The organism is Streptomyces sp. NPDC029292, from assembly GCF_055569295.1.
In genome coordinates this window covers 51,951-76,636 of sequence record NZ_JBVHXR010000009.1, presented here as the reverse complement: position 1 = coordinate 76,636, position 24,686 = coordinate 51,951, and the positions used below count along the sequence as shown (strand labels likewise).

The 24,686-nt window shown below is 70.3% G+C and carries 26 protein-coding genes; 8 read left to right on the top strand and 18 right to left on the bottom strand.

Features of this window, described 5'->3' with window-relative positions; genetic code table 11:
• Positions 1-134 precede the first annotated feature (134 nt).
• Positions 135-806 carry a potassium channel family protein gene (locus tag ACZ4WS_RS20800; protein WP_467982384.1) on the top strand — a complete coding sequence of 224 codons (672 nt, stop codon included), beginning with the start codon at positions 135-137 and terminating at the stop codon, positions 804-806.
• A complete protein-coding gene (locus tag ACZ4WS_RS20795; RefSeq protein WP_099506151.1) occupies positions 806-1,483 on the top strand; it encodes a potassium channel family protein in 678 nt (225 codons plus the stop codon). The genes ACZ4WS_RS20800 and ACZ4WS_RS20795 overlap by 1 nt, the downstream gene beginning before the upstream one ends.
• A 104-nt stretch (positions 1,484-1,587) precedes the next feature.
• Here ACZ4WS_RS20795 and ACZ4WS_RS20790 read toward each other — a convergent pair whose 3' ends face one another.
• The 9 genes from ACZ4WS_RS20790 to ACZ4WS_RS20750 form a co-directional block, all read right to left on the bottom strand.
• Positions 1,588-2,343, bottom strand: a complete 756-nt coding sequence (locus ACZ4WS_RS20790; RefSeq protein WP_467982383.1) for a DUF3159 domain-containing protein — start codon at positions 2,341-2,343, stop codon at positions 1,588-1,590.
• A 3-nt stretch (positions 2,344-2,346) separates the two neighbouring features.
• On the bottom strand, positions 2,347-2,745 hold the full coding sequence (locus ACZ4WS_RS20785; RefSeq protein ID WP_467982382.1) for an OB-fold nucleic acid binding domain-containing protein: 399 nt from the start codon (positions 2,743-2,745) through the stop codon (positions 2,347-2,349).
• A gap of 63 nt (positions 2,746-2,808) precedes the next feature.
• Positions 2,809-3,492: a response regulator gene (locus tag ACZ4WS_RS20780; protein WP_467982381.1), complete on the bottom strand. Its 684-nt coding sequence runs from the start codon at positions 3,490-3,492 to the stop codon at positions 2,809-2,811.
• Entirely contained in the window at positions 3,489-6,026 is a 2,538-nt protein-coding gene (locus ACZ4WS_RS20775) for a sensor histidine kinase (protein ID WP_467982379.1), read from the bottom strand. Before ACZ4WS_RS20775 ends, ACZ4WS_RS20780 begins: the two co-directional genes overlap by 4 nt.
• 169 nt (positions 6,027-6,195) lie before the next feature.
• Complete coding sequence (locus ACZ4WS_RS20770; RefSeq protein WP_467982377.1) at positions 6,196-6,888, bottom strand: ABC transporter ATP-binding protein; 693 nt, start codon at positions 6,886-6,888, stop codon at positions 6,196-6,198.
• Between the two features lie 81 nt (positions 6,889-6,969).
• Entirely contained in the window at positions 6,970-8,190 is a 1,221-nt protein-coding gene (locus ACZ4WS_RS20765) for an alginate lyase family protein (protein ID WP_467982376.1), read from the bottom strand.
• 207 nt (positions 8,191-8,397) lie between these two features.
• Positions 8,398-9,162: a DUF3710 domain-containing protein gene (locus ACZ4WS_RS20760; RefSeq protein ID WP_467982374.1), complete on the bottom strand. Its 765-nt coding sequence runs from the start codon at positions 9,160-9,162 to the stop codon at positions 8,398-8,400.
• Between the two features lies 1 nt (position 9,163).
• A complete protein-coding gene (gene dut / locus ACZ4WS_RS20755; protein ID WP_467982373.1) occupies positions 9,164-9,679 on the bottom strand; it encodes a dUTP diphosphatase in 516 nt (171 codons plus the stop codon).
• Entirely contained in the window at positions 9,676-10,260 is a 585-nt protein-coding gene (locus ACZ4WS_RS20750; protein ID WP_467982371.1) for a PaaI family thioesterase, read from the bottom strand. Before ACZ4WS_RS20750 ends, dut begins: the two co-directional genes overlap by 4 nt.
• Positions 10,261-10,372: 112 nt before the next feature.
• Here ACZ4WS_RS20750 and ACZ4WS_RS20745 point away from each other — a divergent pair, with 112 nt between their 5' ends.
• Complete coding sequence (locus tag ACZ4WS_RS20745) at positions 10,373-10,837, top strand: DUF3093 domain-containing protein (RefSeq protein WP_467982370.1); 465 nt, start codon at positions 10,373-10,375, stop codon at positions 10,835-10,837.
• A gap of 88 nt (positions 10,838-10,925) precedes the next feature.
• On the opposite strand, the gene ACZ4WS_RS20740 is transcribed toward ACZ4WS_RS20745, so the two are convergent.
• The 4 genes from ACZ4WS_RS20740 to ACZ4WS_RS20725 all read right to left on the bottom strand — a co-directional run bounded on the left by ACZ4WS_RS20740 (position 10,926) and on the right by ACZ4WS_RS20725 (position 14,501).
• Positions 10,926-11,837 (bottom strand): hypothetical protein, encoded by a 912-nt coding sequence (locus tag ACZ4WS_RS20740; protein WP_467982369.1) that lies wholly within the window; start codon positions 11,835-11,837, stop codon positions 10,926-10,928.
• Positions 11,838-11,850: 13 nt separating this feature from the next.
• Positions 11,851-12,147, bottom strand: a complete 297-nt coding sequence (locus ACZ4WS_RS20735) for a DUF4193 domain-containing protein (protein ID WP_005481602.1) — start codon at positions 12,145-12,147, stop codon at positions 11,851-11,853.
• A gap of 392 nt (positions 12,148-12,539) precedes the next feature.
• Positions 12,540-13,841, bottom strand: a complete 1,302-nt coding sequence (locus tag ACZ4WS_RS20730; protein WP_467982367.1) for a sensor histidine kinase — start codon at positions 13,839-13,841, stop codon at positions 12,540-12,542.
• 6 nt (positions 13,842-13,847) lie between these two features.
• Complete coding sequence (locus ACZ4WS_RS20725; RefSeq protein WP_010983842.1) at positions 13,848-14,501, bottom strand: response regulator transcription factor; 654 nt, start codon at positions 14,499-14,501, stop codon at positions 13,848-13,850.
• 415 nt (positions 14,502-14,916) lie between these two features.
• Here ACZ4WS_RS20725 and ACZ4WS_RS20720 point away from each other — a divergent pair, with 415 nt between their 5' ends.
• Complete coding sequence (locus tag ACZ4WS_RS20720; RefSeq protein WP_202918129.1) at positions 14,917-15,090, top strand: hypothetical protein; 174 nt, start codon at positions 14,917-14,919, stop codon at positions 15,088-15,090.
• A gap of 79 nt (positions 15,091-15,169) precedes the next feature.
• Here ACZ4WS_RS20720 and ACZ4WS_RS20715 read toward each other — a convergent pair whose 3' ends face one another.
• Entirely contained in the window at positions 15,170-15,985 is an 816-nt protein-coding gene (locus ACZ4WS_RS20715) for an inositol monophosphatase family protein (RefSeq protein ID WP_467982365.1), read from the bottom strand.
• Between the two features lie 8 nt (positions 15,986-15,993).
• Positions 15,994-17,121, bottom strand: coding sequence for a ferrochelatase (locus tag ACZ4WS_RS20710; RefSeq protein ID WP_467982363.1), 1,128 nt, complete (start codon positions 17,119-17,121; stop codon positions 15,994-15,996).
• A 172-nt stretch (positions 17,122-17,293) separates the two neighbouring features.
• Between ACZ4WS_RS20710 and ACZ4WS_RS20705 the strand changes: the two genes are divergently transcribed.
• Both ACZ4WS_RS20705 and ACZ4WS_RS20700 read left to right on the top strand, forming a co-directional pair.
• Entirely contained in the window at positions 17,294-18,532 is a 1,239-nt protein-coding gene (locus tag ACZ4WS_RS20705) for an MFS transporter (RefSeq protein WP_467982361.1), read from the top strand.
• Positions 18,492-19,811 (top strand): D-arabinono-1,4-lactone oxidase, encoded by a 1,320-nt coding sequence (locus tag ACZ4WS_RS20700; RefSeq protein WP_467982359.1) that lies wholly within the window; start codon positions 18,492-18,494, stop codon positions 19,809-19,811. Before ACZ4WS_RS20705 ends, ACZ4WS_RS20700 begins: the two co-directional genes overlap by 41 nt.
• Here ACZ4WS_RS20700 and ACZ4WS_RS20695 read toward each other — a convergent pair.
• Complete coding sequence (locus ACZ4WS_RS20695; RefSeq protein ID WP_467982357.1) at positions 19,735-20,481, bottom strand: hypothetical protein; 747 nt, start codon at positions 20,479-20,481, stop codon at positions 19,735-19,737. The genes ACZ4WS_RS20700 and ACZ4WS_RS20695 overlap by 77 nt on opposite strands.
• Before the next feature lie 473 nt (positions 20,482-20,954).
• Between ACZ4WS_RS20695 and sepH the strand changes: the two genes are divergently transcribed.
• Positions 20,955-22,010 (top strand): septation protein SepH, encoded by a 1,056-nt coding sequence (gene sepH, locus ACZ4WS_RS20690; protein ID WP_467982356.1) that lies wholly within the window; start codon positions 20,955-20,957, stop codon positions 22,008-22,010.
• A 52-nt stretch (positions 22,011-22,062) separates the two neighbouring features.
• Here sepH and ACZ4WS_RS20685 read toward each other — a convergent pair whose 3' ends face one another.
• A complete protein-coding gene (locus ACZ4WS_RS20685) occupies positions 22,063-22,890 on the bottom strand; it encodes a sulfurtransferase (protein ID WP_467982355.1) in 828 nt (275 codons plus the stop codon).
• A gap of 324 nt (positions 22,891-23,214) precedes the next feature.
• Here ACZ4WS_RS20685 and ACZ4WS_RS20680 point away from each other — a divergent pair, with 324 nt between their 5' ends.
• Positions 23,215-24,018, top strand: a complete 804-nt coding sequence (locus ACZ4WS_RS20680; RefSeq protein ID WP_467982354.1) for a VOC family protein — start codon at positions 23,215-23,217, stop codon at positions 24,016-24,018.
• Positions 24,019-24,025: 7 nt separating this feature from the next.
• On the opposite strand, the gene ACZ4WS_RS20675 is transcribed toward ACZ4WS_RS20680, so the two are convergent.
• The gene (locus tag ACZ4WS_RS20675; RefSeq protein ID WP_467982352.1) at positions 24,026-24,673 is read right to left on the bottom strand and encodes a thymidine kinase; all 648 of its coding nucleotides are present in this window, start codon (positions 24,671-24,673) and stop codon (positions 24,026-24,028) included.
• Between the last annotated feature and the right edge of the window lie 13 nt (positions 24,674-24,686).

Below are 24,686 nucleotides of genomic sequence, written 5' to 3'. Positions count from 1 at the left end.
CCAGGATTCACCGGCATGATGTTGCCTGGCGGGCCGCAAAGTGGCCGCAGCGTGTTGCCTGGCGAGCCGAGAGAAGGACATGAGCAAGACATTTACGCAGGTCAGAAGCCTAGCGGGGAGTGCGGGGTAAGGCCGTGCATATTGTCATCATGGGTTGCGGAAGAGTGGGTTCCGCTCTCGCCCAGACCCTGGAGCAACAGGGTCACACGGTCGCCGTGATCGACCAGGACCCCACCGCCTTCCGACGACTGGGCTCCGGGTTCGGTGGCCGTCGTGTCACCGGAGTCGGCTTCGACCAGGACACCCTGCGCGAGGCGGGCATCGAGGACGCCGGCGCGTTCGCCGCGGTCTCCAGCGGGGACAACTCGAACATCATCGCCGCCCGGGTGGCCCGCGAGATGTTCGGCATCGAGAACGTCGCGGCGCGCATCTACGACCCGCGCCGCGCCGAGGTCTACCAGCGCCTCGGCATCCCGACCGTCGCCACCGTCCGCTGGACGGCCGACCAGATGCTGCGCCGGCTGCTGCCCTCGGGCGCCGAGCCGCTGTGGCGCGACCCCACCGGCGGGGTGCAGCTCGCCGAGGTACACGCCTCCGCCTCCTGGGTGGGCCACAAGATCAGCCGACTCCAGGACGAGACCGGGGTGCGCGTGGCCTTTCTCACCCGGCTGGGCGAGGCGATCCTGCCCACCTCGCAGACGGTGCTGCAGGAGGGCGACCTGGTGCACGTGATGATGCGCACGGACGACGTGGACAAGGTCGAGGCGTCGTTCGCCAAGGGCCCTGAAGAGGAGGCCGGTCACTGATGAGGGTCGCCATTGCCGGTGCCGGTGCCGTGGGCCGTTCGATCGCGGGCGAGCTCCTGGAGAACGGTCACGAGGTCCTGCTGATCGACAAGGCGCCGACCGCCATCTCGGTCGAGCGCGTCCCGCAGGCGGAGTGGCTGCTCGCCGACGCCTGCGAGATCACCTCCCTGGACGAGGCCGCGCTCCAGCGCTGCAACGTGGTCATCGCGGCCACGGGTGACGACAAGGTCAACCTCGTCGTCTCCCTGCTCGCCAAGACCGAGTACGGGGTCCCGCGGGTCGTCGCCCGCGTCAACAACCCCAAGAACGAGTGGCTGTTCAACGAGGCCTGGGGCGTCGACGTCGCCGTCTCCACCCCGCGCCTGATGTCGGCCCTGGTCGAGGAGGCCGTCAGCGTCGGCGACCTGGTCCGGCTGCTCCGCTTCAGCCACGGCGACGCCAACCTGGTCGAGCTGACCCTGCCGCCGGAGTCCGCCCTGGCCGGTACGACGGTGGGCGACGTCGAGTGGCCCGAGGACACCTCCCTGGTCACGATCATCCGCGGCACCCGCGTCCTCACCCCCTCCCGGGAGGACTCCCTGGAGGCGGGCGACGAACTCCTCTTCGTGGCCGCCCAGGCTCGCGAGGAACAGCTGGAGGACCTGCTGTCGGTGCGCCGCGAGGACGCGACGAGCTAGTCGGCGGGGATACGACGATGGGGGCGCCCGGAGATCTCCGGGCGCCCCCATCGTCGTACACGCTGAAGCCGTGACGCCTCCCGGCGCCGTACCGCCGAAGGCGGCTACGCCCCGCGGCGGTGCCGGGCCGGCGCGGTCTCGCCGCGCTCCTGCGCGAGCGCGGCCTTGCGTTCCTTCTCCGCCTTCTCCTCCGCCTCCATCTCCGCGAACACGTCGATCGGCGCGGGGGCCTTGGCCAGGAAGACCCAGGTGAGCCAGACGGCGAGGAGGAAGGGCGGGATCTTGAGGGCGATCAGGATCCAGCCGAACTTGGTGGTGTCGGCCCACCAGTAGAGCGGGAAGAGGACCGCGCACTTGGCGAGCAGGATCAGGCCCCAGGCCCAACTGGCCTTCGCGTACGCCTTCTTGCGGCCGGGGTTGCGGGTGCGCCAGGAGAGGTTCTCCTTGAAGACCGGGCCGAGGATCAGGCCGATCAGGGGGACGCCCGCGAGGGTCGTGACGATATAAGCGACGGCCAGGCCGAGCGTGTAGAGCATGCCCGGCAGGTAGAAGTCCTTCGCGTTGCCCGTCATCATCGCGAAGACCACGCCGAACGCGACGCCGAAGACGCCGCTGAAGGCGTGCTTGACGGTGTCCCGCTTCACCAGGCGGACCACGACGAGCAGCAGGGACATCGCGACGGCGGCGATCGCCGACCAGTGCAGGTCCTTGTTGATCGTGAAGATGGTGACGAACAGGAGGCCGGGCACCACGGTCTCGACCATGCCGCGCACGCCGCCGAACGCCTCGAAGAGCGCGGCCTCGGTCACCGCCCGTGAATCCTGCTGGGCGTCTTCGGTCGGCTTGTCGAGCGACGTCACCGGCTACTCCCGTCCAAGGGGTCTGAGTTCGTACTTCGGGTTGAACAGCACCCTACGGCCCCGGCTCATCGAAATGCGGCCCGATGCGATCAGCTTGCGGCCCGGCTCTATCCCCACGATGGACCGTCGGCCGAGCCACACCACGTCCAGGGCCGCCGAGCCGTCGAACAGCTCGGCCTCCAGAGCCGGGACTCCGGCCCGTGGTCGCAGAGTGACCGTGCGCAAGGTACCAGTAACCGTCACGATCTGTCGGTCGTGGCAGTCACCGATGCGCGTACAGCCGGCGGTCTCGGCGTCCTCCCGCAGCTCCTCGGACTCCAGGTCCTCCTGGGACGAGGAGAGCCGGTCCATCATGCGCCGGAACCGGCCGGCCGGCTTTTGGGAACGAGGAACAGCACTCATACCGAAAGCGTACCGGGGTACGCCGACAGCGACGTACTCGCGGCGCCGCCCCTCAGACACGGTTCACTTCTCGAACCGGTACCCCATCCCCGGCTCGGTGATGAAGTGCCGCGGACGCGAGGGATCCAGCTCCAGCTTGCGGCGCAGCTGGGCCATGTAGACCCGGAGATAGTTCGTCTCCGTGCCGTACGACGGCCCCCACACCTCCTGGAGCAGCTGCTTCTGGCTGACCAGGCGGCCCGTGTTGCGCACCAGCACCTCCAGGAGGTGCCACTCCGTGGGAGTCAGGCGGACATCGCGTCCACCGCGGTTGACCTTCTTGGCGGCCAGGTCGACGGTGAAGTCCTCGGTGTCCACGATGACCTCGTCCTCGCCGCCGCCGGTGGGCTCCGCGCGGCGGACTGCGGCGCGCAGCCGGGCCAGCAGCTCGTCCATGCCGAAGGGCTTGGTGACGTAGTCGTCGGCGCCCGCGTCGAGCGCCTCCACCTTCTCGTCGGAGGAGTGCCGGGCGGAGAGCACCAGGATCGGCACCCGGGTCCAGCCGCGCAGCCCCCTGATCACCTCGACGCCGTCCATGTCGGGCAGGCCCAGGTCGAGCACCACGACGTCGGGGTGGCGGGCGGCGGCGAGCTGGAGCGCGGTGGCGCCGTCGGGGGCCGCGTCGACCTCGTACTTGCGTGCCTTCAGGTTGATCACGAGGGCTCGGGTGATCTGCGGCTCGTCGTCGACCACGAGGACCCGGGTCATGTGGTGTGCCTTTCTGCTGTTGCGGTGGCGAGGTCGCGGCTGCGGTCCACCGCCCGGAGCGTGAGCACCATGGTGAGTCCGCCGCCGGGCGTGTCCTCCGCGTTCAGGGTGCCGCCCATCGCCTCGGCGAAGCCGCGGGCGACCGCGAGGCCGAGGCCCACGCCGGCGCCGCGCGGGGCGTCGCCGTAACGCTGGAAAGGCGCGAAGATGCGGTCCTTGGCCTCGTCCGGGACGCCCGGGCCGCGGTCCACCACCCGCACCTCCACCCGGTCGGCCATGGCACTGGCGGAGACCAGCACCAGCTCACCGAGAGGGCTGTACTTCACCGCGTTCTCCACGAGGTTGGCGACCGAGCGCTCCAGCAGCCCCGCGTCGACGGCGACCATCGGCAGACTCTCCGGGATCTCCAGCTCCACGCTGTCCTCGGGTACGCCCCCCAGCGCCATCGGGACCACCTCGTCGAGGTCGATCTCGCGGATCAGCGGGGTGACCGTGCCGGTCTGCAGCCGGGACATGTCGAGGAGATTGCCCACCAGGTGGTCGAGGCGGTCGGCGCCGTCCTCGATGCCCTCGAGGAGCTCCGCCTGGTCCTCCTCGGACCAGGCCACGTCGTCGGACCGCAGCGAGGACACGGCGGCCTTGATCCCGGCCAGCGGGGTGCGCAGGTCGTGGCTGACGGCGGCCAGCAGCGCGGTGCGGATGCGGTTGCCCTCGGCCAGCGTGCGCGCCTGGTCGGCCTCGAACTGGAGGCGCTGGCGGTCCAGGACCACGGCGGCCTGTGCCGCGAAGGCGGCGAGGACCCGGCGGTCGGAGGCGGGCAGCACCCGGCCGGACAGCGCGAGCGCCATGTGGTCGCCGACGGGCATGTCCACGTCCGCGTCCTCGGGCCGGTCCAGCGCCCCCGGACCGACACGGCCCGCGCAGGTCCACGGATCGACGTCGCTGGTGCGCTCCAGCAGCGCCACCGACTCCATCCCGAAGGTCTCCCGGACGCGTTCCAGCAGGGCCTCCAGGCTGGTCTCGCCGCGCAGCACACTGCCCGCCAGGACGGAGAGGATCTCCGACTCGGCACGCAGGTGCGCCGCCTGGTGGGTGCGGCGGGCCGCCAGGTCCACCACCGACGCCACGGACACGGCGACACCCACGAAGATCGCGATGGCGACGATGTTCTTGGGGTCGGCGATCGTCAGCCGGTGCAGGGGCGGCGTGTAGTAGTAGTTCAGCAGCAGGGAGCCGCAGGCCGCGGACGCGAGGGCCGGGTAGAGGCCGCCGAGCAGGGCCGCGGCCACCGTCAGCGCCAGGAACAGCAGCATGTCGTTGGCGAGACCGAGGTCCACGGTGTTCAGCAGCAGCGCGAGGATCACCGGGCCGACGACGCCGACCAGCCAGCCCCAGATGATCCGGGAGCGGCCGAGCCGCGCACCCCGCGCGACCGGCAGCCCGCGCCCCTTGGCGACCTCGTCGTGGGTGACGATGTGGACGTCCAGGTCGGGGCCCGACTCCCGGGCGACCGTGGCGCCGACGCCCGGCCCGAAGACGTACTGCCAGGTCTTGCGGCGCGAGGAGCCGAGCACGATCTGGGTGGCGTTGACGCCCCGCGCGAAGTCCAGGAGGGAGACCGTTATGTCGTCACCGACGACGTGGTGGAAGGTGCCGCCCAGGTCCTCGACCAGCGTGCGCTGGACGGCGAGCTCCTTGGGCGAGGCCGAGGTCAGGCCGTCGCTGCGGGCGATGTAGACGGCCATCACCTCGCCGCCCGCGCCCTTCTCCGCGAGCCGCGCGGCACGCCGGATCAGCGTGCGGCCCTCGGGGCCGCCCGTCAGACCCACCACGATCCGCTCCCGCGAGCCCCAGATCTTCGAGACGCGGTGCTCGCTGCGGTACTCGGTCAGATACGCGTCGACCCGGTCGGCGACCCACAGCAGCGCCAGCTCGCGCAGCGCGGTGAGGTTGCCGGGCCGAAAGTAGTTCGACAGGGCCGCGTCGACCTTGTCGGACTTGTAGACGTTGCCGTGCGCCATCCGGCGGCGCAGGGCCTGGGGCGACATGTCGACCAGCTCGATCTGGTCCGCCCGGCGCACCACCTCGTCCGGCACCGTCTCCCGCTGCCGTACGCCGGTGATCGACTCGACGACATCGCCCAGCGACTCCAGGTGCTGGATGTTGACCGTCGACACCACGTCGATGCCCGCGGCCAGCAGCTCCTCGACGTCCTGCCAGCGCTTGTCGTTGCGCGAACCGGGGACATTGGTGTGCGCGAGTTCGTCCACCAGCGCGACGGCCGGGGCGCGCTCCAGTACGGCGTCCACGTCCATCTCGGTGAAGACGGATCCCCGGTACTCCAGCTCCTTGCGCGGGACCTGCTCCAGACCGTGCAGCATCACCTCGGTGCGCGGCCGGTTGTGGTGCTCCACGAAGGCGACCACGCAGTCCGTGCCCCGCTCGACGCGGCGGTGTGCCTCGGAGAGCATCGCGTACGTCTTGCCGACGCCCGGTGCCGCACCGAGGTATATCCGAAGCTTCCCGCGTCCCATGGCCCCATTGTCTTCCTGTCACCGCTGTGTACGCAGCGTCGACCTTACGGCCAATAATCTCGACAAAGGGGACAGAGGGTCGGCCTGGGGTCGGCTTTGACGCAACCCTGATGCGCCCGCAGGTGCAAGCCGGATGCGCCCGGAGGTCGACCGTGCCGCGCCGGACGCGTCAGTGCTCGACGATCTCCCCGTCGCTCAGCTCCAGCACCCGGTCGGCCAGGCCGAGCAGGGTCGCGTCGTGCGTGGCGACCAGCGCCGTGACGTTTTCGCTGCGGACGACCGCGCGCAGCAGTTCCATCACGGCGATGCCGGTCTCGGCGTCGAGCTGTCCGGTGGGCTCGTCGGCGATGAGGAGCGAGGGGTTGTTGGCGAGGGCGCGGGCGATGGCCACGCGCTGCTGCTGGCCGCCGGACAGCTCGCCGGGCCGCTGCGCCGCGTGGTCGGCGAGGCCGACGAGGGAGAGCAGCAGCTCGACGCGTTCCTCTCGCTCGCGCGGGTCGGCCCTGCGCAGCCGCAGCGGGACACCGACGTTCTCGGCGGCCGTGAGGATGGGGATGAGCCCGAAGGACTGGAAGACGAAGCCGATCCGGTCCCGGCGCAGCTCCAGAAGCCCGTTCTCGCCGAGCGCCGAGAGGTCGAGTCCGTCGACGGTGATGCTGCCCTCGTCCGGCTCGTCGAGCCCGCCGACGAGGTTGAGCAGCGTGGTCTTGCCGGAGCCGGAACGGCCCTTGAGGGCGACGAGCTCACCGCGCGGCACATCGAAGGAGACGCCCCGCAGCGCGTGCACGGCGGCGGCTCCGGTGCCGTACGAGCGATGGACGTTCTCGACGCGCACCATGGTGTCGGTGATGACCTGGCGCATGACCCTCCCCGTAGGCCGGGCGGTTCTCTCCCCGTCGGCCGGGCGCCAGTATCGCCAGCGGGCGCCCGGCCGGGCAATGGGTCAGCTCGGGTTGTCCCCGTGGGTCAGCGTCTCCCAGGCCACGAAGAGGTTGTTGCTGCCGGCCGGGCGGTTCTGCTCGGTCAGCGTCTGGGTGTTGGTCATGGCGATGCCCAGCCGGTTGTGCAGGGCGTTGTAGCCGACCTCGGTGACCGGTCCGAGTCCGAGGCTGAGGGAGCCGCCGCACAGCCAGCTCGGCACGGCCGCGCCCAGCTGGTACTTGGACTGGAATCCGAGCGCCTGCCGCAGCCGCTCGCCGACGTCCGTGCCGTACAGGTCCTGGCCCTGAATGCGGCTGGTCTCCGCGACGTGCGAGATGGCGGAGATGCCGTATCCGGTGTGCGTGAAGTCGCGGCAGGTCTCCTGGGTGAGCCCGGTGACGAAGGTGGACTGCCCCTGCCAGTAGCTGACGATCTTCGCGGTGGTGTCGAGGTTCTGGCTCGGCACGGTCTTCGGCACGGCGCCGTCGGAGGAGAGGTAGACGTACGCGGCCGTCCGCGTCCGGAACTTCGCCATGGCCTTGTCGTACGAGGTCTTGTCCTCGAGGAAGACGGAGATGCCGATGGCGGCCTCCATCATCGACAGCTCCCAATTGCCGTTGGAGTTGGAGCCGTTGATGATCTCGGGCAGGTAGACGTCGCGGAGCATGGTCGCGAAGCGGCCGGAGTTCGCCCAGGTCCCGGTGTACGTGTACTTGATGATCTCGGCGGCCTTGGGCCAGGAGGAGCCCGCCCAGCCGGTCTGCAGGGGCGCGTTGCTGTTGGTGTGCTCCTTGATCGTCGCCGACCAGGCATCCATCAGCTCGATGGACTTCTTCGCGTACCGGTCGTCGCGGGTGATGTACCAGGCGAGGGCGTCGGTGTACGCGGCTATCGCGTCCTCGCGCTCGTCGGTGCAGCCGTAGTTGGGGTTGGAGTACGAGCCGCACTCGACGGTCGCGCGGGGCGCGGCGGTGCGGGTCAGCGAGGCGTACTTGCTCGCCATCATCTGGTCGTACGCGCCCTTCCAGGGCTGGGCGCCGGCGTTGACCTTGGTGCGGGCGAAGTCCAACTGGCTCGTGGAGACGGTGACTCCGGGGTGCACGAAGGTGGTGGGTGCGGCGTCGGCGCGGTGGGCGCCGGGCCAGGAGAGGAATCCGGCGACCAGGGCGGCGGTCGCGGCGGCGACGGTGACGACGAAGGCGGGGCGCCGTCTGCGGCGGTGGGCAGCGGGGGTGTCGGGCATGTGGGGGCCATCCGTTCTCGTATATGAACGACGCACTGGGTACTGAACACACGCGCTGGCCGGTGACCATAGGTACAGACCAGACTTCCGTCAAGGCCTGAAGGAAGGCGCGCAGCTCAACTGCGGTTCATGGATGAGAACTTGGACACAGAAAGGGCCGCACCCCTGGTGAAAGGGGTACGGCCCGACTCGTGTGTCACTCGCGCGTCAGCGGACCTCAGTGATCTCCGGTCCGCGCTGCAGCTGTCCCATGCCGCCGGAGAAGCGGGAACCGCTCTGCTCCTCCTGCTGGACACCCTCGGCCACCATCTGCGCGTCGTCCGGCAGCTTCAGGACGATCGGGTCGCGGGGGGCCATCGGACCCTCACCGCGGACGACGACCGTGTCCCGGAAGATCTGCTCGAGCAGGCCCGCGGCCTGCGGCTGCACCGCGCCCTGCCCGGAGATCACTCCGCGCAGGAACCAGCGGGGGCCGTCCACGCCGACGAACCGCACGACCTGGAAGCCGCCCGTGCCGTCCGGCAGCTGCACCGGCACCTGCGCCCGCAGCTCCCAGCCCAGCGGACCCTCGACCTCGTCGATGACACCGCCCTGCTGGGTGATGCCGGAGGCGATCTCCTCGCGTACCTCGCCCCAGATGCCCTCGCGCTTGGGAGCAGCGAAGGCCTGCAGCTGGATGGCGCTGTCCTTGAGGACCACGGTCGCCGCGACGATCGCGTCGCCCGCGACCTCGACCCGCAGCTCCATGCCCTCGACCCCGGGCACGAAAAGGCCACCCAGGTCCACCCGGCCCTCGGCCGGATCGCGGACCTCGGAGCCGTCCCAGGGACCGTCGGGGCGCGGCTCGGGTTCGAGCCTCACGCGCTCCCGCTCCTCGGCTTCGTCCGCCTCAGTGTCGACGTCGTCGACGACCTGCTCGGCCTCGCTCGCCGCGTCCTCGGCGGCACTGCCCTTCTTGCGACGTCCGAACACGTCACTGTCCTTCCCGGTCGGATACGACCGAAGCGTATCGATTCCCACCCGCCCCGCCGCCCACGGCGGCATGACCGCCGGTGGACCCGAAGCCCCCCGCGGCCCGCGCCGAGTCGGGAAGCTCCGCCACTTCCTGGAAGCGGACCTTCTCGACCTGCTGGACGACCAGTTGGGCAATCCGGTCGAAGCGCTCGAACCGCACGGACTCGCGCGGGTCGAGATTCACCACGATCACCTTGATCTCCCCACGGTACCCGGCATCCACCGTCCCCGGGGCATTCACGAGGGCGACACCGCAGCGGGCGGCGAGCCCGGAACGGGGGTGCACGAAGGCCGCGTACCCCTCGGGCAGCGCGATGGACACTCCCGTGGGCAGAACGGCCCGCTCGCCCGGCTTCAGCTCGCAGCTCTCGGTGGTGCGCAGATCGGCTCCCGCGTCACCGGGGTGCGCGTAGGCGGGAAGCGGGACTTCGGGGTCGACGCGCCGGATCAGCACGTCCACGGGGTTACGGGTCACGGGTTCACCTCGAAGGCACGGACGCGCCGGCTCTGGTCCGGGTCGCTCATGGCGGCCCGGATCTCCTCCGGGCGGCCGTTGTCGATGAAGTGGTCGACCTTCACCTCGATGAAGAGGGCGTCGGCGCGGACGGCGACGGGCCCCTCGGGCCCGCCGATCCGCCCGGTGGCGGTGGAGTAGATCTTCCGCCCGGCCACGGCGGTGACCTCGGCCTCCAGGTGGAGCACGGTGCCGACCGGCACGGGGCGCCGGAAGTCGGTCTCCAGCCGTCCTGTCACGGCGATGGTGCGCAGCAGCCAGTTCAGGGAACCCAGCGTCTCGTCGAGCGCGGTGGCGAGGACGCCGCCGTGCGCGAGACCGGGAGCGCCCTGGTGGGCGGGCCGTACGGTGAACTCCGCCGTGATCCGGACCCCCTCCCCCGCGCGGGCCTCCAGGTGCAGTCCGTGGGGTTGCTCCCCGCCACATCCGAAACACTGTTCGTAGTGCGCCCCGAGGAGCTCACCGGGGGCGGGCGCGTCGGGGTGCCGCACCGGCGCGACGGCGTCGGCGGGAGGCTTCAGAGCTGCGGAAGTACCACTCACAGCCGCAGACCTTACCCGCCCGCCCGTCTCCCACCGCCGCCCTGCCCGACCGCGCTTCGCACCGGCCCCCCTGATCCCGGGGCAGCGTACGCACCGTGCCAAGCTTGGCTTCATGCAGCTCTCCGCCTCGCCGTACGAAGAACGCCTCACCGCCCCCCGCACGTGGTGGCTGGTCTGCTTCCTGGTCGGGGTCGCGATGGCCCTGGTCTTTCTCCCGTTCGGCACGCTGCCGCTGCTGGGCGGCCTGGTCGGCGGCACCGCGGTCTCGGCCGTCGTGGCCAGTTCGTACGGCTCGATCCGCATCCGTGTCGTCGGCGACTCCCTGATCGCCGGCGAGGCCAAGATCCCGGTCGCGGCGCTCGGCGACGCCGAGATCCTGGACCAGGAGGAGGCGCGCGCCTGGCGCACGTTCAAGGCCGACCCACGCGCCTTCATGCTCCTGCGCGCCTACATCCCCGGAGCCCTGCGCGTCCAGGTCACGGACCCGGCCGACCCGACGCCGTACCTGTACCTGTCGACGCGGGAGCCGGAGCGGCTGGCGGCGGCGCTGGAAGCGGCACGCGCGACGGCTGGGTAGCGCTGCTCAGCCGGGGCTTCACTCGGGTCTTCCGGGCCGGGGCTTCACCCGGGCCGGGGCTTGCCCAGGGCAACGCCTCACGACGGGCTCAGCGCTCCAGCCCCTTGGGGATCTCCCCCACCCGCAGGGGATCCGAAGGCTTCTCCAGCGGCGGCAGCTCCGGAAGCGCGTCCCACGGCACCTGGGCCTTGCGCAGGTCCTTGCGAATACGCGCCGCGACGCGTTTGGTGTCCCGGCGGTTCATGACCGCCCCCACCACCGCACCGACCATGAACGGCATCAGGTTGGGCAGATCCCGGACCATCCGCTTCATGATCTGCTGGCGCAGCTCCCGCTTCATCTGGCCGCCCAGCGCGGCGTTGACGGTCGCCGGTTTCGTCACGTCGATCCCGCGCTCCGAGGACCAGGAGTTCAGATACGCGGCACTGCGCTGCTTCAGGGTGCCCGGCGGCCGCAGGCCGTAGACCTCGTGGAGCTCGGCGATCAGCTTCAGCTCGATCGCGGCCACGCCGGTGATCTCGGTGGCCAGCTCGGTGGGCATGGCGGGCGGCACCGGCAGCATCGCGGCGGCGCCGATCCCGGCGCCCACCGTGGACGTCGCGGCGGCCGCGCCCGCGACAAGCTTGTCCGCGAGCTGCTCGGGACCAAGGCCCGGGAACTGCCTGCGGAGGGTCGCGAGGTCCCGTACGGGAACCCGCGGGGCGAGATCGATGATCCGGTCGGCGAGGAACGCCAGGCCCGCCCTGGCCCGGCTGCCGCCCTTCTGGACGCCTTTCCTGACCCCCTCCCGGACGACTGCCACGCGGCGCCTTGCAGCGGGCGCGGGAGTGTCCGTGGAGGCCGTGAGGCCGCCTGTGGCGGGCGCCCGCTCGAGCGAGGCTGATCCCGGTTCGGAAGAGCCCCGCTCGTCGTCACGCACGCCTTCAGAGCCGTCTGAGGGCCCTTCGTCCGCTTCCCGCGGGGGGAAGCGGCGCTTCCAAGGTGGGGTCGAGCCAGTCACGGCCGACCCTGCCTCAGTCGCAGTCGCGGCAGATCGGCTGACCGTTCTTCTCGCGGGCCAGCTGGCTGCGGTGGTGCACCAGGAAGCAGCTCATGCAGGTGAACTCGTCCTGCTGCTTGGGCAGCACCCGGACGGCCAACTCCTCGTTCGAGAGGTCCGCGCCGGGCAGCTCCAGGCCTTCTGCGGCCTCGAACTCGTCTACATCGACGGCTGAAGTCGACTTGTCGTTCCGGCGAGCCTTCAGTTCTTCAAGGCTGTCCGAGTCGACGTCGTCGTCGGTCTTGCGTGGGGTGTCGTAATCCGTTGCCATGTCGCTCTCCCCCTCTGGGTGTCTGCGGTGTCTCCAGCGCACGTAACGCGTGAGAGGCCGGACTTGTGCCCGACCCGAGGCGGAGATTTTGCCTCACATCAAGGTCTGTTACTCAATCGACACCCAACCGGACTCCTCAAGAGTGATCGGCTTGGATGGCGAACGGGACCGTACACGGTCCGAATGCCGACTTCAAAGGCGTCTCACCGTGTACTTCCCGTGATCTCGACCCCCGAAAACCCGGATTTTCCCGGCTTTCCGACAGCCTTCATGATCACGGAGAGTAGATGGCCGGAAATTCGCCCTTGTGATCGATCACACACGAGCCTCCCGGATGGGCGGCCAGAAAATTCCGCGCAAAGCGAACATCATCGCGTGTCGGCGACATGGTCTCAGATAGGCAGGGTGACGCGCATCACGAGCCCACCTCCATCCCGCGGCTCCGCGACGATGTGGCCCCCGTGCGCGCGGGCCACTGACCGGGCGATCGACAGGCCGAGGCCCACGCCCTTGTCGCTGCCCGTGCGCTCCGTACGCAGCCGCCGGAAGGGCTCGAAAAGATTGTCGATCTCGTACGCGGGAACCACCGGCCCCGTGTTCGACACCACCAGGACCGCCTGACCGTGCTCGACCTGTGTCGTGACCTCGACCCAGCCGCCCTCCCGTCGCCCGCCACCGCCCTTGTTCGGAAGCGCTTCGCGCTGCGCCTCCTCACTCGGCACGTTGTACCGCACGGCGTTCTGGACGAGGTTCAGGGCGATCCGCTCCAGCAGGACGCCGTTGCCCTGGACGACCGCCGCGGCGCGCTCCCCGCGGATCTCCACGCCCTTGGCCTCCGCCTCGGCGTGCACCTGGTCGACGGCCTGCGAGGCGACCTCGGCGAGGTCCACGGGCTTGCGCTCCACGATCTGGTTGTCGCTGCGGGCGAGCAGCAGCAGGCCTTCGACGAGCTGCTCGCTGCGCAGATTGGTGGCCAGCAGCGTCTTGCCCAGCTGCTGGAGCTCCACCGGCGCCCCGGGGTCGGAGAGGTGCACCTCAAGAAGCGTGCGGTTGATCGCCAGCGGGGTGCGCAGCTCGTGCGAGGCGTTGCCGACGAACCGCTGCTGGGCCGTGAAGGCCCGTTGCAGCCGCTCCAGCATGTCGTCGAAGGTGTCCGCCAGCTCCTTCAGCTCGTCGTCCGGGCCGTCCAGTTCGATACGCCGGGACAGGTCTGAGCCCGCCACCGCGCGCGCGGTGCGGGTGATCCGGCCGAGCGGCGAGAGGACCCGGCCCGCCATCGCGTAGCCGAAGGCGAACGCGATGATGGCAAGGCCGAGGAGGGCGAGCAGCGAGCGGCTGAGCAGGTTGTCCAGGGCGGCCTGGCGTTGGTGGTCGATGCAGTTGCTGATCGCGTCGTTGAACGCGGTGAGCGACAGGTTGCCCGTGTTGACCGCGGGACAGTTGTCACTGGTGACCTTGATGTCGGTGCCGCCGGCGATCCTGAAGAGCGGCTCGCCGCCCGTGTTCAGCGCCTGCGCGGCGAGCAGATAGATGATCGACAGCAGCAGGATGCCGGCGATCAGGAACATGCCGCCGTACAGCAGCGTGAGCCGTATCCGGATGGTCGGGCGCAGCCAGGGGAACGGCGGTTCCGGCCGTCGGGGGTCCCAGGTGGGCTTCGGAGGAGCCGTGGGATGCGTGGGGGTCGTGGCCACTGTGGATCAGATCCGGTAGCCGGAGCCGGGCACGGTGACGATCACAGGAGGCTCGCCGAGCTTGCGCCGCAGGGTCATGACCGTCACCCGTACGACATTGGTGAACGGGTCCGTGTTCTCGTCCCAGGCCTTCTCCAGGAGCTGCTCCGCCGAGACGACAGCACCCTCGCTGCGCAGCAGGACCTCCAGGACGGCGAACTCCTTGGGCGCGAGCTGGACTTCCTTGCCGTCGCGGAAGACCTCGCGGCGGTTGGGGTCGAGCTTGATCCCGGCGCGCTCCAGGACGGGCGGCAGCGGCACGCTCGTACGGCGTCCGAGGGCACGCACGCGTGCCGTCAGCTCGCTGAACGCGAACGGCTTGGGAAGGTAGTCGTCGGCGCCGATCTCCAGGCCCTCGACGCGGTCGCTGACGTCGCCGGACGCGGTGAGCATCAGCACGCGCGTGGGCATGCCGAGCTCGACGATCTTGCGGCAGACGTCGTCGCCGTGCACGAGCGGGAGGTCGCGGTCGAGGACGACCACGTCGTAGTCGTTGACGCCGATGCGCTCCAGGGCGGCCGCCCCGTCGTACACGACGTCGACGGCCATGGCCTCCCGGCGCAGTCCGGTGGCCACAGCATCGGCGAGCAGCTGCTCGTCCTCGACGACGAGTACGCGCACGTCGCTTGTCCTTCCTCTGTCCACCCGCGTAGCGCCTCTTCGGCGCACGCGGGCGGGGGGTCTGTCACGGGTAAGGCCTCCATCCTGCCCTTTTCGGCCATAAACCGGCTGTAAGGCGGTGGGAGGCCCCCGGGAAGACGGTCAACGGGCCCGGGAATGCGAGATTTTCTCGTCGGGTTGAGGTTTCCACGGAAGGGAGCGGGGGGAGGACGGCTTTACACCCCGCGATCACGCTCTGCATGTGGCAAGCCACCTTGTGGTACGTCCAACCGCTTCCGCAGAGCGGGCGTGGGTGTCCGGCACCGTCGCCGCCCAGCCTGGGCAGCGCTGGGCACCCATCTGGAGACGTGATCGCCCCTTCCGAACGGCACACCCCCGTGCCACCGACCCACGACCCAGGACGAGGGGGCGCAGCATGGACGCATTCACCGCAGGACTTCTGCAGCGCATAAGGGCGACCGAGTCCGACCTGACGCGGGCTCGCGAAACAGGCGACGACTTCCTCGCGGAGGTCGAGCAGGCCGAGCTCGACGACCTGCACCGCCTTGCCGCCGAGCACGGTGTGGAGGTCGGCGCGTCGCGCGTCTGATCAGTTCGTACGAGAGCGGGGCCCCGGTATCGATCCAGTGCCGGGGCCCCGCTCCGTTTGCCGCCTGTTGTACGCGCCGTCAGTCGTGCCAGGCGCCGAAGTCCTCCAGGAGCCGCTGGAGGGGCTCGAAGACACCAGGTGAGGCGGCGAGCGCCAGATCGCCTCCGGGGCGCTCTCCGGGGCGCCCACCGGTCAGCGCGCCCGCCTCACGGGCGATCAGGTCACCCGCGGCGAGGTCCCAGGGGTTGAGCCCCCGCTCGTAGTAGCCGTCGAGGCGGCCCGCCGCGACGTCGCACAGGTCGACCGCGGCCGAGCCGGAGCGCCGGATGTCGCGCAGCAGCGGGATCAGCCGCTGGGCGACATCGGCCTGGTGGGCCTTGACCTCGGCCACGTAGTTGAAGCCGGTCGACACCAGGGCCTGGTCCAGGGGCGGCGACGGGCGGCAGGTCAGCCGACGCTCGCCCACCCAGGCTCCGGTGGCGCGGGCGCCACGGCCGCGCACCGCGTGGTACGTCTCGCCGCGCATCGGCGCCGCGACGACCCCCACGACGGTTTCGCCGTACTGTTCGGCCGCGATGGACACCGCCCAGGTCGGCAGCCCGTACAGGTAGTTGACCGTGCCGTCGAGCGGGTCGATGACCCAGCGGATGCCGCTGGTGCCCTCGGTGGCGGCGCCCTCCTCGCCGAGGAAGCCGTCGCCCGGGCGGTGCTGGGAGATCAGGTCGGTGATCAGTTTCTCGGCGGCGATGTCCATCTCGGTGACGACGTCGATCGGGCTGGACTTGGTCGCGGCGACCGTGAGGTCCGCCGGGCGTCCGTCCCGCAGCAGCTCACCGGCGCTGCGGGCGGCCTGGTGCGCGAGCTGGAGCAGTTCGGTGTGCAGGGGCTCGATCACGGGGCTCCTCAGGCGTACGGGCTGTCGGCGCCCGCGGCGGCGGGCTTCGGGGCGCGGGCGGGGCAGCAGCCCACGGGGCACAGGTCCGCGCTCGGGCCGAGCGCCCCCAGGGCGCAGGGTGTCACCTGCCGACCGCTCTCGGTCGCGGCGCGCTCCAGGACGAGTTCACGGATCGCCGCGGCGAAGCGCGGGTCGGCGCCGACGGTGGCCGAGCGGCGCACCGGCAGCCCCAGCTCCTCGGCCTTGGCCTTCGCCTCCGTGTCGAGGTCGTACAGGACCTCCATGTGGTCCGAGACGAAGCCGATCGGCGCCATCACGACGGCCGGGACCCCGGTGCCGTGCAGCTCTTCCAGGTGATCGCAGATGTCGGGCTCCAGCCACGGGATGTGCGGCGCTCCGGAGCGCGACTGGTAGACGAGCTGCCAGGGGTGCTCGATGCCGGTCTCCTCGCGCACCGCGTCGACGATCAGCCGCGCCACGTCCAGATGCTGCTTCACGTACGCGCCGCCGTCGCCGTGGTCCTCGACCGGGCCTGAGGTGTCGGCCGCCGCGTCCGGGATGGAGTGCGTCGTGAAGGCGAGGTGCGCGCCCGCCCGTGCGTCCTCGGGCAGTTCGGCGAGGGACTTCAGCACGCCGTCGACCATGGGGCGTACGAAACCGGGGTGGTTGAAGTAGTGCCGCAGCTTGTCGACCTGGGGCGGCTCCAGGCCCTCGGCTTCGAGGATCGCCAGCGACTCCGCCAGGTTCTCGCGGTACTGGCGGCAGCCCGAGTACGAGGCGTAGGCGCTGGTGGCGAGGACGAGGACGCGGCGGCGGCCGTCGGCGACCATCTCGCGCAAGGTGTCGGTCAGGTACGGCGCCCAGTTGCGGTTGCCCCAGTAGACGGGCAGGTCCAGGCCGTGGTCCGCGAAGTCCTTGCGGAGGGCGTCGAGCAGGGCGCGGTTCTGGTCGTTGATGGGGCTGACCCCGCCGAACAGGAAGTAGTGCTGCCCCACTTCCTTGAGCCGTTCCTTGGGGATGCCGCGCCCGCGCGTCACGTTCTCCAGGAATGGGACCACGTCGTCCGGGCCTTCGGGGCCGCCGAACGAGAGCAGGAGCAGGGCGTCGTAGGGGGTGGCATCGAGCGCATCTGGCATGTCTCCGATCCTGCCATCCGTGACTGACAGCCGGACAACAGCCACAGGACAACGTGACTGACAGCCGGACACAGCCACAGGACAAGCGGCATCACCGAGTGCATGGGGGGTCACCTCACCCGTAAGCTGTATCGACCATCTTCACGCCTTACCGGATCCCCCGGAGACCCCCGTGCCCAGCCCGTACCGCGCCCTGTTCGCCGCCCCCGGCTCCAAGGGCTTCTCCGCCGCGGGCTTCCTCGGCCGTATGCCGCTGTCGATGATGGGCATCGGCGTGGTCACGATGATCTCCCAGCTCACCGGGCGGTACGGGCTCGCGGGGGCGCTGTCGGCGACCATGGCGCTGGCCGCCGCGGCGATGGGCCCGCAGGTCTCCAGGATGGTGGACCGGTACGGGCAGCGGCGCGTGCTGCGCCCCGTCACCCTGTTCGCGCTGGCCGCTGCCGCCGGGCTGCTGCTCACCGCGCACTTCGGGTGGCCGGACTGGGTGCTGTTCGCCTGCTCGGCCGGCATCGGCTGCGTACCGAGCATCGGCGCGATGATCCGGGCCCGCTGGGCGGCCCTCTACCGGGGCACCCCGCAGCTGCACACCGCGTACTCCTTCGAGTCCGTGGTGGACGAGATCTGCTTCATCTTCGGACCGATCATCTCCATCGGCCTGTCCACGGTGTGGTTCCCGGAGGCCGGGCCGCTGCTCGCCGCCTGCTTCCTCGCGGCCGGTGTCTTCTGGCTGACGTCCCAGCGCGCCACCGAGCCGGTGCCGCATCCGCGCGAGCACCACACCGGCGGTTCCGCGCTGCGCTCGGCCGGACTCCAGGTCCTGGTCGCCACGTTCGTGGCGACCGGAGCGATCTTCGGGGCCGTCGACGTGGTCACCGTGGCCTTCGCCGAGGAGCAGGGGCACAAGGGTGCCGCGAGCGTCGTCCTCGCGCTGTACGCGGCGGGCTCCTGTGTGGCGGGAGCCGTGTTCGGGCTGCTGCACTTCAAGGGGGCGCCCGAAGGCCGGTGGCTGCTGGGCATATGCGCGATGGCCGTGAGTATGATCCCCCTCCTACTGGTCGGAAACTTGCCGTTCCTGGCCGTGGCGCTGTTCGTTGCGGGCCTGTCCATCGCTCCCACGATGATCACGACGATGTCCCTCATCGAACAGCACGTACCACGCGCGAAACTGACCGAGGGCATGACCTGGGTGAGCACCGGGCTCGCGGTCGGGGTCGCGCTCGGCTCCTCCGTGGCCGGCTGGGTGATCGACGCCGCCGGTGCGAAGGCCGGGTACGGGGTTCCGGCGGTGTCCGGGGCCGTCGCGGTCGCGGTCGGTTTCCTCGGGTATCGCCGGCTGAGCAGGCCGGTTCCGCAGCGGGGAGGGACCCATGAGCACCACAGTGAGCGGGAAGAGCGGCACGTGGCGTAACTGGGCGGGGAACGTCACCGCCCGTCCCGTACGGGAGGTCACCCCCGCTTCGGTCGAGGAACTCTCCGCCGCCGTACGGAAGGCGGCCGACGACGGTCTGCACGTGAAGGCGGTCGGCACCGGGCACTCCTTCACGGCCGCCGCCGCCACCGACGGCGTATTGATCCGCCCTCAACTGTTGACCGGCATCCGCAATATTGACCGCGCGGCCGGGACCGTCACCGTTGAGGCGGGCACCCCGCTCAAGCGTCTCAACGTGGCCCTTGAACGCGAGGGACTGTCGCTCACGAACATGGGCGACATCATGGAGCAGACGGTTTCGGGGGCGACCAGCACCGGGACGCACGGCACGGGGCGCGACTCGGCCTCGATAGCCGCGCAGATCAAGGGTCTTGAGCTGGTCACGGCGGACGGCTCGGTCCTCACCTGCTCCGACAAGGAGAATTCCGACGTCTTCGCGGCCGCCCGCGTCGGAATAGGCGCCCTGGGGATCGTCACCGCGATCACCTTCTCCGTAGAGCCCATATTTCTGCTCACGGCCCGCGAGGAGCCGATGACCTTCGACAAGGTCACCGCCGACTTCGACGAACTCTTCACCGAGAACGAGCACTTCGAGTTCTACTGGTTCCCGCACACCGGCAACTGCAACACCAAGCGCAACAACCGCAGTGCGGGCCCCGAGAAGCCCGTCGGACAGATCAGCGGCTGGATCGAGGACGAGTTCCTCTCCAACGGCGTCTTCCAGGCGGCCAATCTGCTCGGCCGCGCCGTGCCCGCCACCATCCCGACGATCGCCAAGATCTCCAGCCGCGCACTGTCCGCGCGGACCTACACCGACATTCCCTACAAGGTCTTCACTTCTCCGCGCCGGGTGCGCTTCGTGGAGATGGAGTACGCCGTCCCGCGCGAGGCCCTGGTCGAGACGCTGCGCGAGCTGAAGGCGATGGTCGACCGCTCCCCCCTGAGGGTCAGCTTCCCCGTCGAGGTGCGCACGGCCCCCGCGGACGACATCACACTCTCCACGGCGTCGGGGCGGGAGAGCGCGTACATCGCCGTCCATATGTTCAGGGGCACCCCCTATCAGGCGTACTTCACCGCCGCCGAGCGGATCTTCACCGCGCACGAGGGGCGGCCGCACTGGGGCAAGGTGCACACCCGCGACGCGGAGTACTTCTCCGGGGTCTATCCGCGCTTCGGCGAGTTCACTGCGCTGAGGGATCGGCTCGACCCGGATCGGCGCTTTGCGAACGACTACTTGCGTCGGGTGCTGGGCTCGTAGGCGTCGTCGCGCCCGGTGTGGGGGTCGAGGCGTCACCCGAAGGTTCCGGGGTGGCACTGGAACTCGGCGTCGGCGTGGGCGTCGTGGAACTGCCGTCGTCCTGAGGGGTGCCGGTGGTGCTGCTGCTGTCGGACGGCTGCTGCGAGGTCTCGGCCGAGGGCGTCGTACTCGACGTACCGGGCTCCGAGTCGGAGCTTGGGCCGCTTCCCTTCAAGGCGTCACCGACGGTGGTGCTCTTCCCGTCGCCGCTGAAGCTCTGCCCCGACACCAGTTCATACGTCGTGATGCCCGCCATGGTGACGCCGAAGACGAGTGCCGCCGCGACCACCGGCCGCTTCCAGCTCCTGACCCGCGCGCGGTAGACGGTTCCCTCACCGAACTCATGTGCTGGAGCGGGCAGATGAGCCTCGTGCACCGGCCTCGGCTTGGCCTGCACCGTCACGTCGCGTATCTGCTCGCCGGTGCGCTTGAAGAAGTGCTGAAAGACGGTGCCCCCGCAGGTGGCGATCGCGCTCACCACTCCGGCGCCCAGGATCGTCCCGTACACACCGAAGTAGGAAGCGAGTTTGGCCGCCACCACCGCGGCCACGGCGCTGCCCGCCACTTGCGGAACGCTCAGATCCACCCGCTTCCTCTTCGGTTCCTCCCCGGCATCCGACTTCTTACCCATTCCCGGACCTTGCCTGCCTTTCCCGTACTTGATCGACCGACTGCACGAGAAGGGGGACGTATGGGCGAAACGATTAGTTCCGTTTCTGGCGTTTACGTGAAGTGCGCCACGTTTCATGGTCGCGAAAACGGCGCACCGGACGGCCAACTAGCACCCCCTGCCAGAAGTTGAGCGGCGCGCCGATCCACGCACATGGCCCGAATGGAGTACTGTTGCGAGCCCTGGGTCCGGACTCCCGCCAGGGTGTCCGGGGTCTTGCAGGACCGCCGGGAGGGGGCTCGTTGCACAGGGTGATGGAGTTCGTCACTTAGCGTTGCGAAAAGGTAACCGTGCCATAACGGCGATCCCGGGCCCGCGCCCGACACGCCGGGCAACTCGGCAAGGTTGTGGCAGGCTGCACCCGGGCAGGCCACACTCGACTAGCGGAAGCAGCGACGCACGTGACGTCGGCAGGCACCACCCGGGAGGTCCCCATGCCCGAACTGCGTGTCGTGGCCGTCTCTAACGACGGCACACGGCTGGTGCTGAAGGCTGCGGACAGCACGGAGTACACGCTTCCGATTGACGAGCGTCTGCGCGCCGCTGTACGCGGCGACCGTCCCCGCCTCGGCCAGATCGAGATCGAGGTGGAGAGCCATCTCCGCCCCCGAGACATCCAAGCGCGTATACGTGCCGGCGCCTCCGCGGAGGAAGTGGCCCAGCTCGCCGGCATCCCCGTCGATCGCGTACGCCGCTTCGAGGGTCCCGTGCTCGCCGAGCGCGCCTTCATGGCCGAGCGCGCCAGGAAGACTCCCGTCCGCCGCCCCGGTGAGAACGCCGGACCCCAGCTCGGCGAGGCCGTTCAGGAGCGACTGCTGCTGCGCGGTGCCGAGAAGGACACCGTCCAGTGGGACTCGTGGCGTCGTGACGACGGCACCTGGGAAGTACTGCTGGTCTACCGGGTCGCGGGTGAGCCGCACTCGGCGAGCTGGACGTACGACCCGCCGCGGCGGCTCGTCCAGGCCGTCGACGACGAGGCGCGCTCGCTGATCGGCGAGTCCGACGACCTCGCGGCGCCCGAGCCGAGCTTCCCGTTCGTGCCACGGATCGCACGCCTGCCGCGCGACCGTCCGCTGGACCGTGCCCTGGACCGGCAGATGGAGCGGCCGAGCATTCCGTCGCCGTCCCCCGAGCCGGTCGAGGAGTCCACCAACGACCGGGATTCGCTCACCAGCCTCCTGGAAGCGGTTCCGAGCTTCCGGGGCGACATGGTGGTGCCCGAGCGGCCCTCCACGACGGAGCGTCCCGCCACGGAGGAGCCCGCTCCCGAGCCCGAGTCGGAGGAGCCCCCGGCTCCGGCGGCCTCGGCCGGTGCCGGTTCCGCCTACGCGGACGTCCTCATGCCCCGCTCGGTCGGCAGCCACCGCGACCGTCTTGTCGGCGCGACCGACCGCCAGGCCGAGGCCGACGGCGTCCGCCCCGGCCGCAGAGCGGCGGTCCCGAGCTGGGACGAGATCGTCTTCGGCACACGACGGAAGAAGCAGGACTGATCACTTGTACGACGATGGGGCTCGCACCGGTCCGGTGCGAGCCCCATCGCTGTCACTGAGGGTCTGGACCGACCGCGACCGGGCGGCTCCCGTCCTGGGACCACTCCGACCAGGAGCCCGCGTACAGGGCGGCGGGAATCCCGGCGACAGCGAGGGCCAGCACCTCATGGGCGCCGGAGACACCCGAGCCGCAGTAGACGCCCACCTCGGAAGTACCGGTCGCGCCCAGGGACTTGAAGCGGTCGGCGAGCTCCGCGGCGGGCAGGAACTGTCCGTCCTCGGTGACGTTCTCCGTGGTCGGCGCGGAGACCGCCCCGGGAATGTGCCCGCCCACGGGATCGATCGGTTCGACCTCGCCCCGGTACCGCTCGCCCGCACGGGCGTCGAGCAGCAGTCCGGTACGCGCGAGCGCCGCCGCCCCGTCCGCGTCGAGCAGCGGCCTGGCACCGGGCACCGGGACGAAGCTTCCGGCGGCCGGCGCCGGCGCCTCCGAGGACACCGGCCCGCTCCAGGCGGCGAAGCCGCCGTCAAGCACGCGTACCGAGGGATGACCCGTATAGCCCAGCAGCCACCACGCGCGCGCGGCGGCCCACCCCTGCCCGCCGTCGTACACAACGACATCGCGGTCCGCGGAAACCCCGGCGGCACGCATCGCTGCGCCGAAGACCTCGAGGTCGGGCAGCGGATGCCGGCCCCGGGCCCCGGCCTGACCAGCGAGTTCGGAATCCAAATCAATAAAGACAGCCCCTGGGATGTGCGCCTTTTCGTACTCGGAGCGCAGCTGGGGGCCACCCAGCTGCCAGCGGACATCGAGGAGGACGGGCGGGGTGGGTCCCGCCAGATCGCTCGCGAGTTCGGATGCGGAGATGATGGCGTTCATGGCCACCATCCTTGCGCACGGGGTGGCCCAGCCGTCCAGGTCCGGCTACTCTGCTCCGCCGGACAGGTCCGATCACGAGGCGTATGGGATCGAGCACATGCTGTACAGCCGATGGACACCACGCGGCAATCGCACCGAAACGGACGAGAAACGGCACATCGGGCATCCTCCGGCCGTGGGTCGCTGAAGGGCGGCGCGGCCGGGACGCGTGGTGTGACCGGTGGTGCGAACATCGGCACGGGGCGTGCACGCACGTGGCCGCGGTACGCGTGTTCGTAGGCGGAAGGCGACCGGCCACCGCGAGGGGCCGAGAAGAGAGTGACGATGACCGAGGCACGGGGGTCGGCCGGCCTGAACGGCACCACGCACGCGCGGCACACGCCCGGCACACCCTGCTGGGTGAGCCTGATGGTGCACGGAATGGCCGCGACCCAGGACTTCTACGGAGCGCTGTTCGGCTGGGAGTTCCAGCCGGGGCCGCAGCAACTCGGCCCGTATGCGCGGGCCCTGCTCGACGGCCATGAGGTGGCGGGGATCGGCCAGCTGCCCCCCGACCGGCATCTGCCCATCGCCTGGACGCCGTATCTCGCCTCGGACGACGTCGACCTGACCGCCGAGACGGTACGGCACAGCGGCGGCACCGTGGGCGTCGGCCCGCTGGACGCCGCCGAGGCGGGGCGTATGGCGATCGCCTCGGACCCGACGGGCGCCGTTTTCGGCATCTGGCAGGCGGCGGCCCATCTGGGCACGGGAATCACCGGCGTGCCGGGCACCCCCGCCTGGAACGAGCTCGTGACCCGCGACACCGAGAGCGTCGTCAAGTTCTACCAGGGGGTCTTCGGCTACAAGGTGGAGCCGGTCGTCTCGGCCGACTTCGACTACGTGACCCTGCACATCGAAGGCCGCCCGGTGGCCGGCATCCACGGTGTCGGGCACGGCCTGCCCCGCGACCGGGGCCCGCACTGGATGACGTACTTCGAAGTCGCGGACGTGGACGACGCCGTCCTGCGGGTCACCGACCTCGGCGGGCATCTCCTCAAGCCCGCTCACGACTCGCCCTACGGGCGCGTGGCGACGGTGGCGGATCCGGAGGGCGCGATGTTCTCCGTGATCCACACCAGCCGGTGAACGGACGTCACACGGAGGCGATCGGCAGCACGTCCGGCGACAGCGCGCCCGCACGGGCCGTGGCAGCCGTCATACGGCGGCTGTGGTGCCGGCGGCACAGGACCTCGTAGCCGATGTCCTCCGCCTGGTTCACGTCGCCGACGACCACCTGGGCGCCCTCGACGACCATCTCGCCGCCTATCGTGCGGGCGTTGTGGGTGGCGCGGGCGCCGCACCAGCACAGGGCCTCGACCTGAAGGACCTCGACCCGGTCGGCCAGCTCCACCAGGCGCTGGGAGCCGGGGAAGAGCTTGGAGCGGAAGTCGGTGGTGATGCCGAAGGCGAAGACGTCGATGCCCAGGTCGTCGACCACGCGGGCCAGTTGGTCGATCTGCCCGGGAGCCAGGAACTGGGCCTCGTCCGCGATCACGTAGTCCGCCCGGCCGCCCTGGGAGAGGTGGTCGACGAGATACCCGTACAGATCCTGGTCGTCCGCCACCTCCACCGCGTCCGTGACCAGGCCCAGGCGCGAGGAGAGCTTGCCCTCGCCAGCGCGGTCGTCCCGCGTGAAGATCATGCCCTGCAGGCCCCTCGCCGAACGGTTGTGCTCGATCTGGAGGGCCAGCGTCGACTTCCCGCAGTCCATCGTTCCGGAGAAGAACACCAGCTCGGGCATGGGGAGTTGAGCA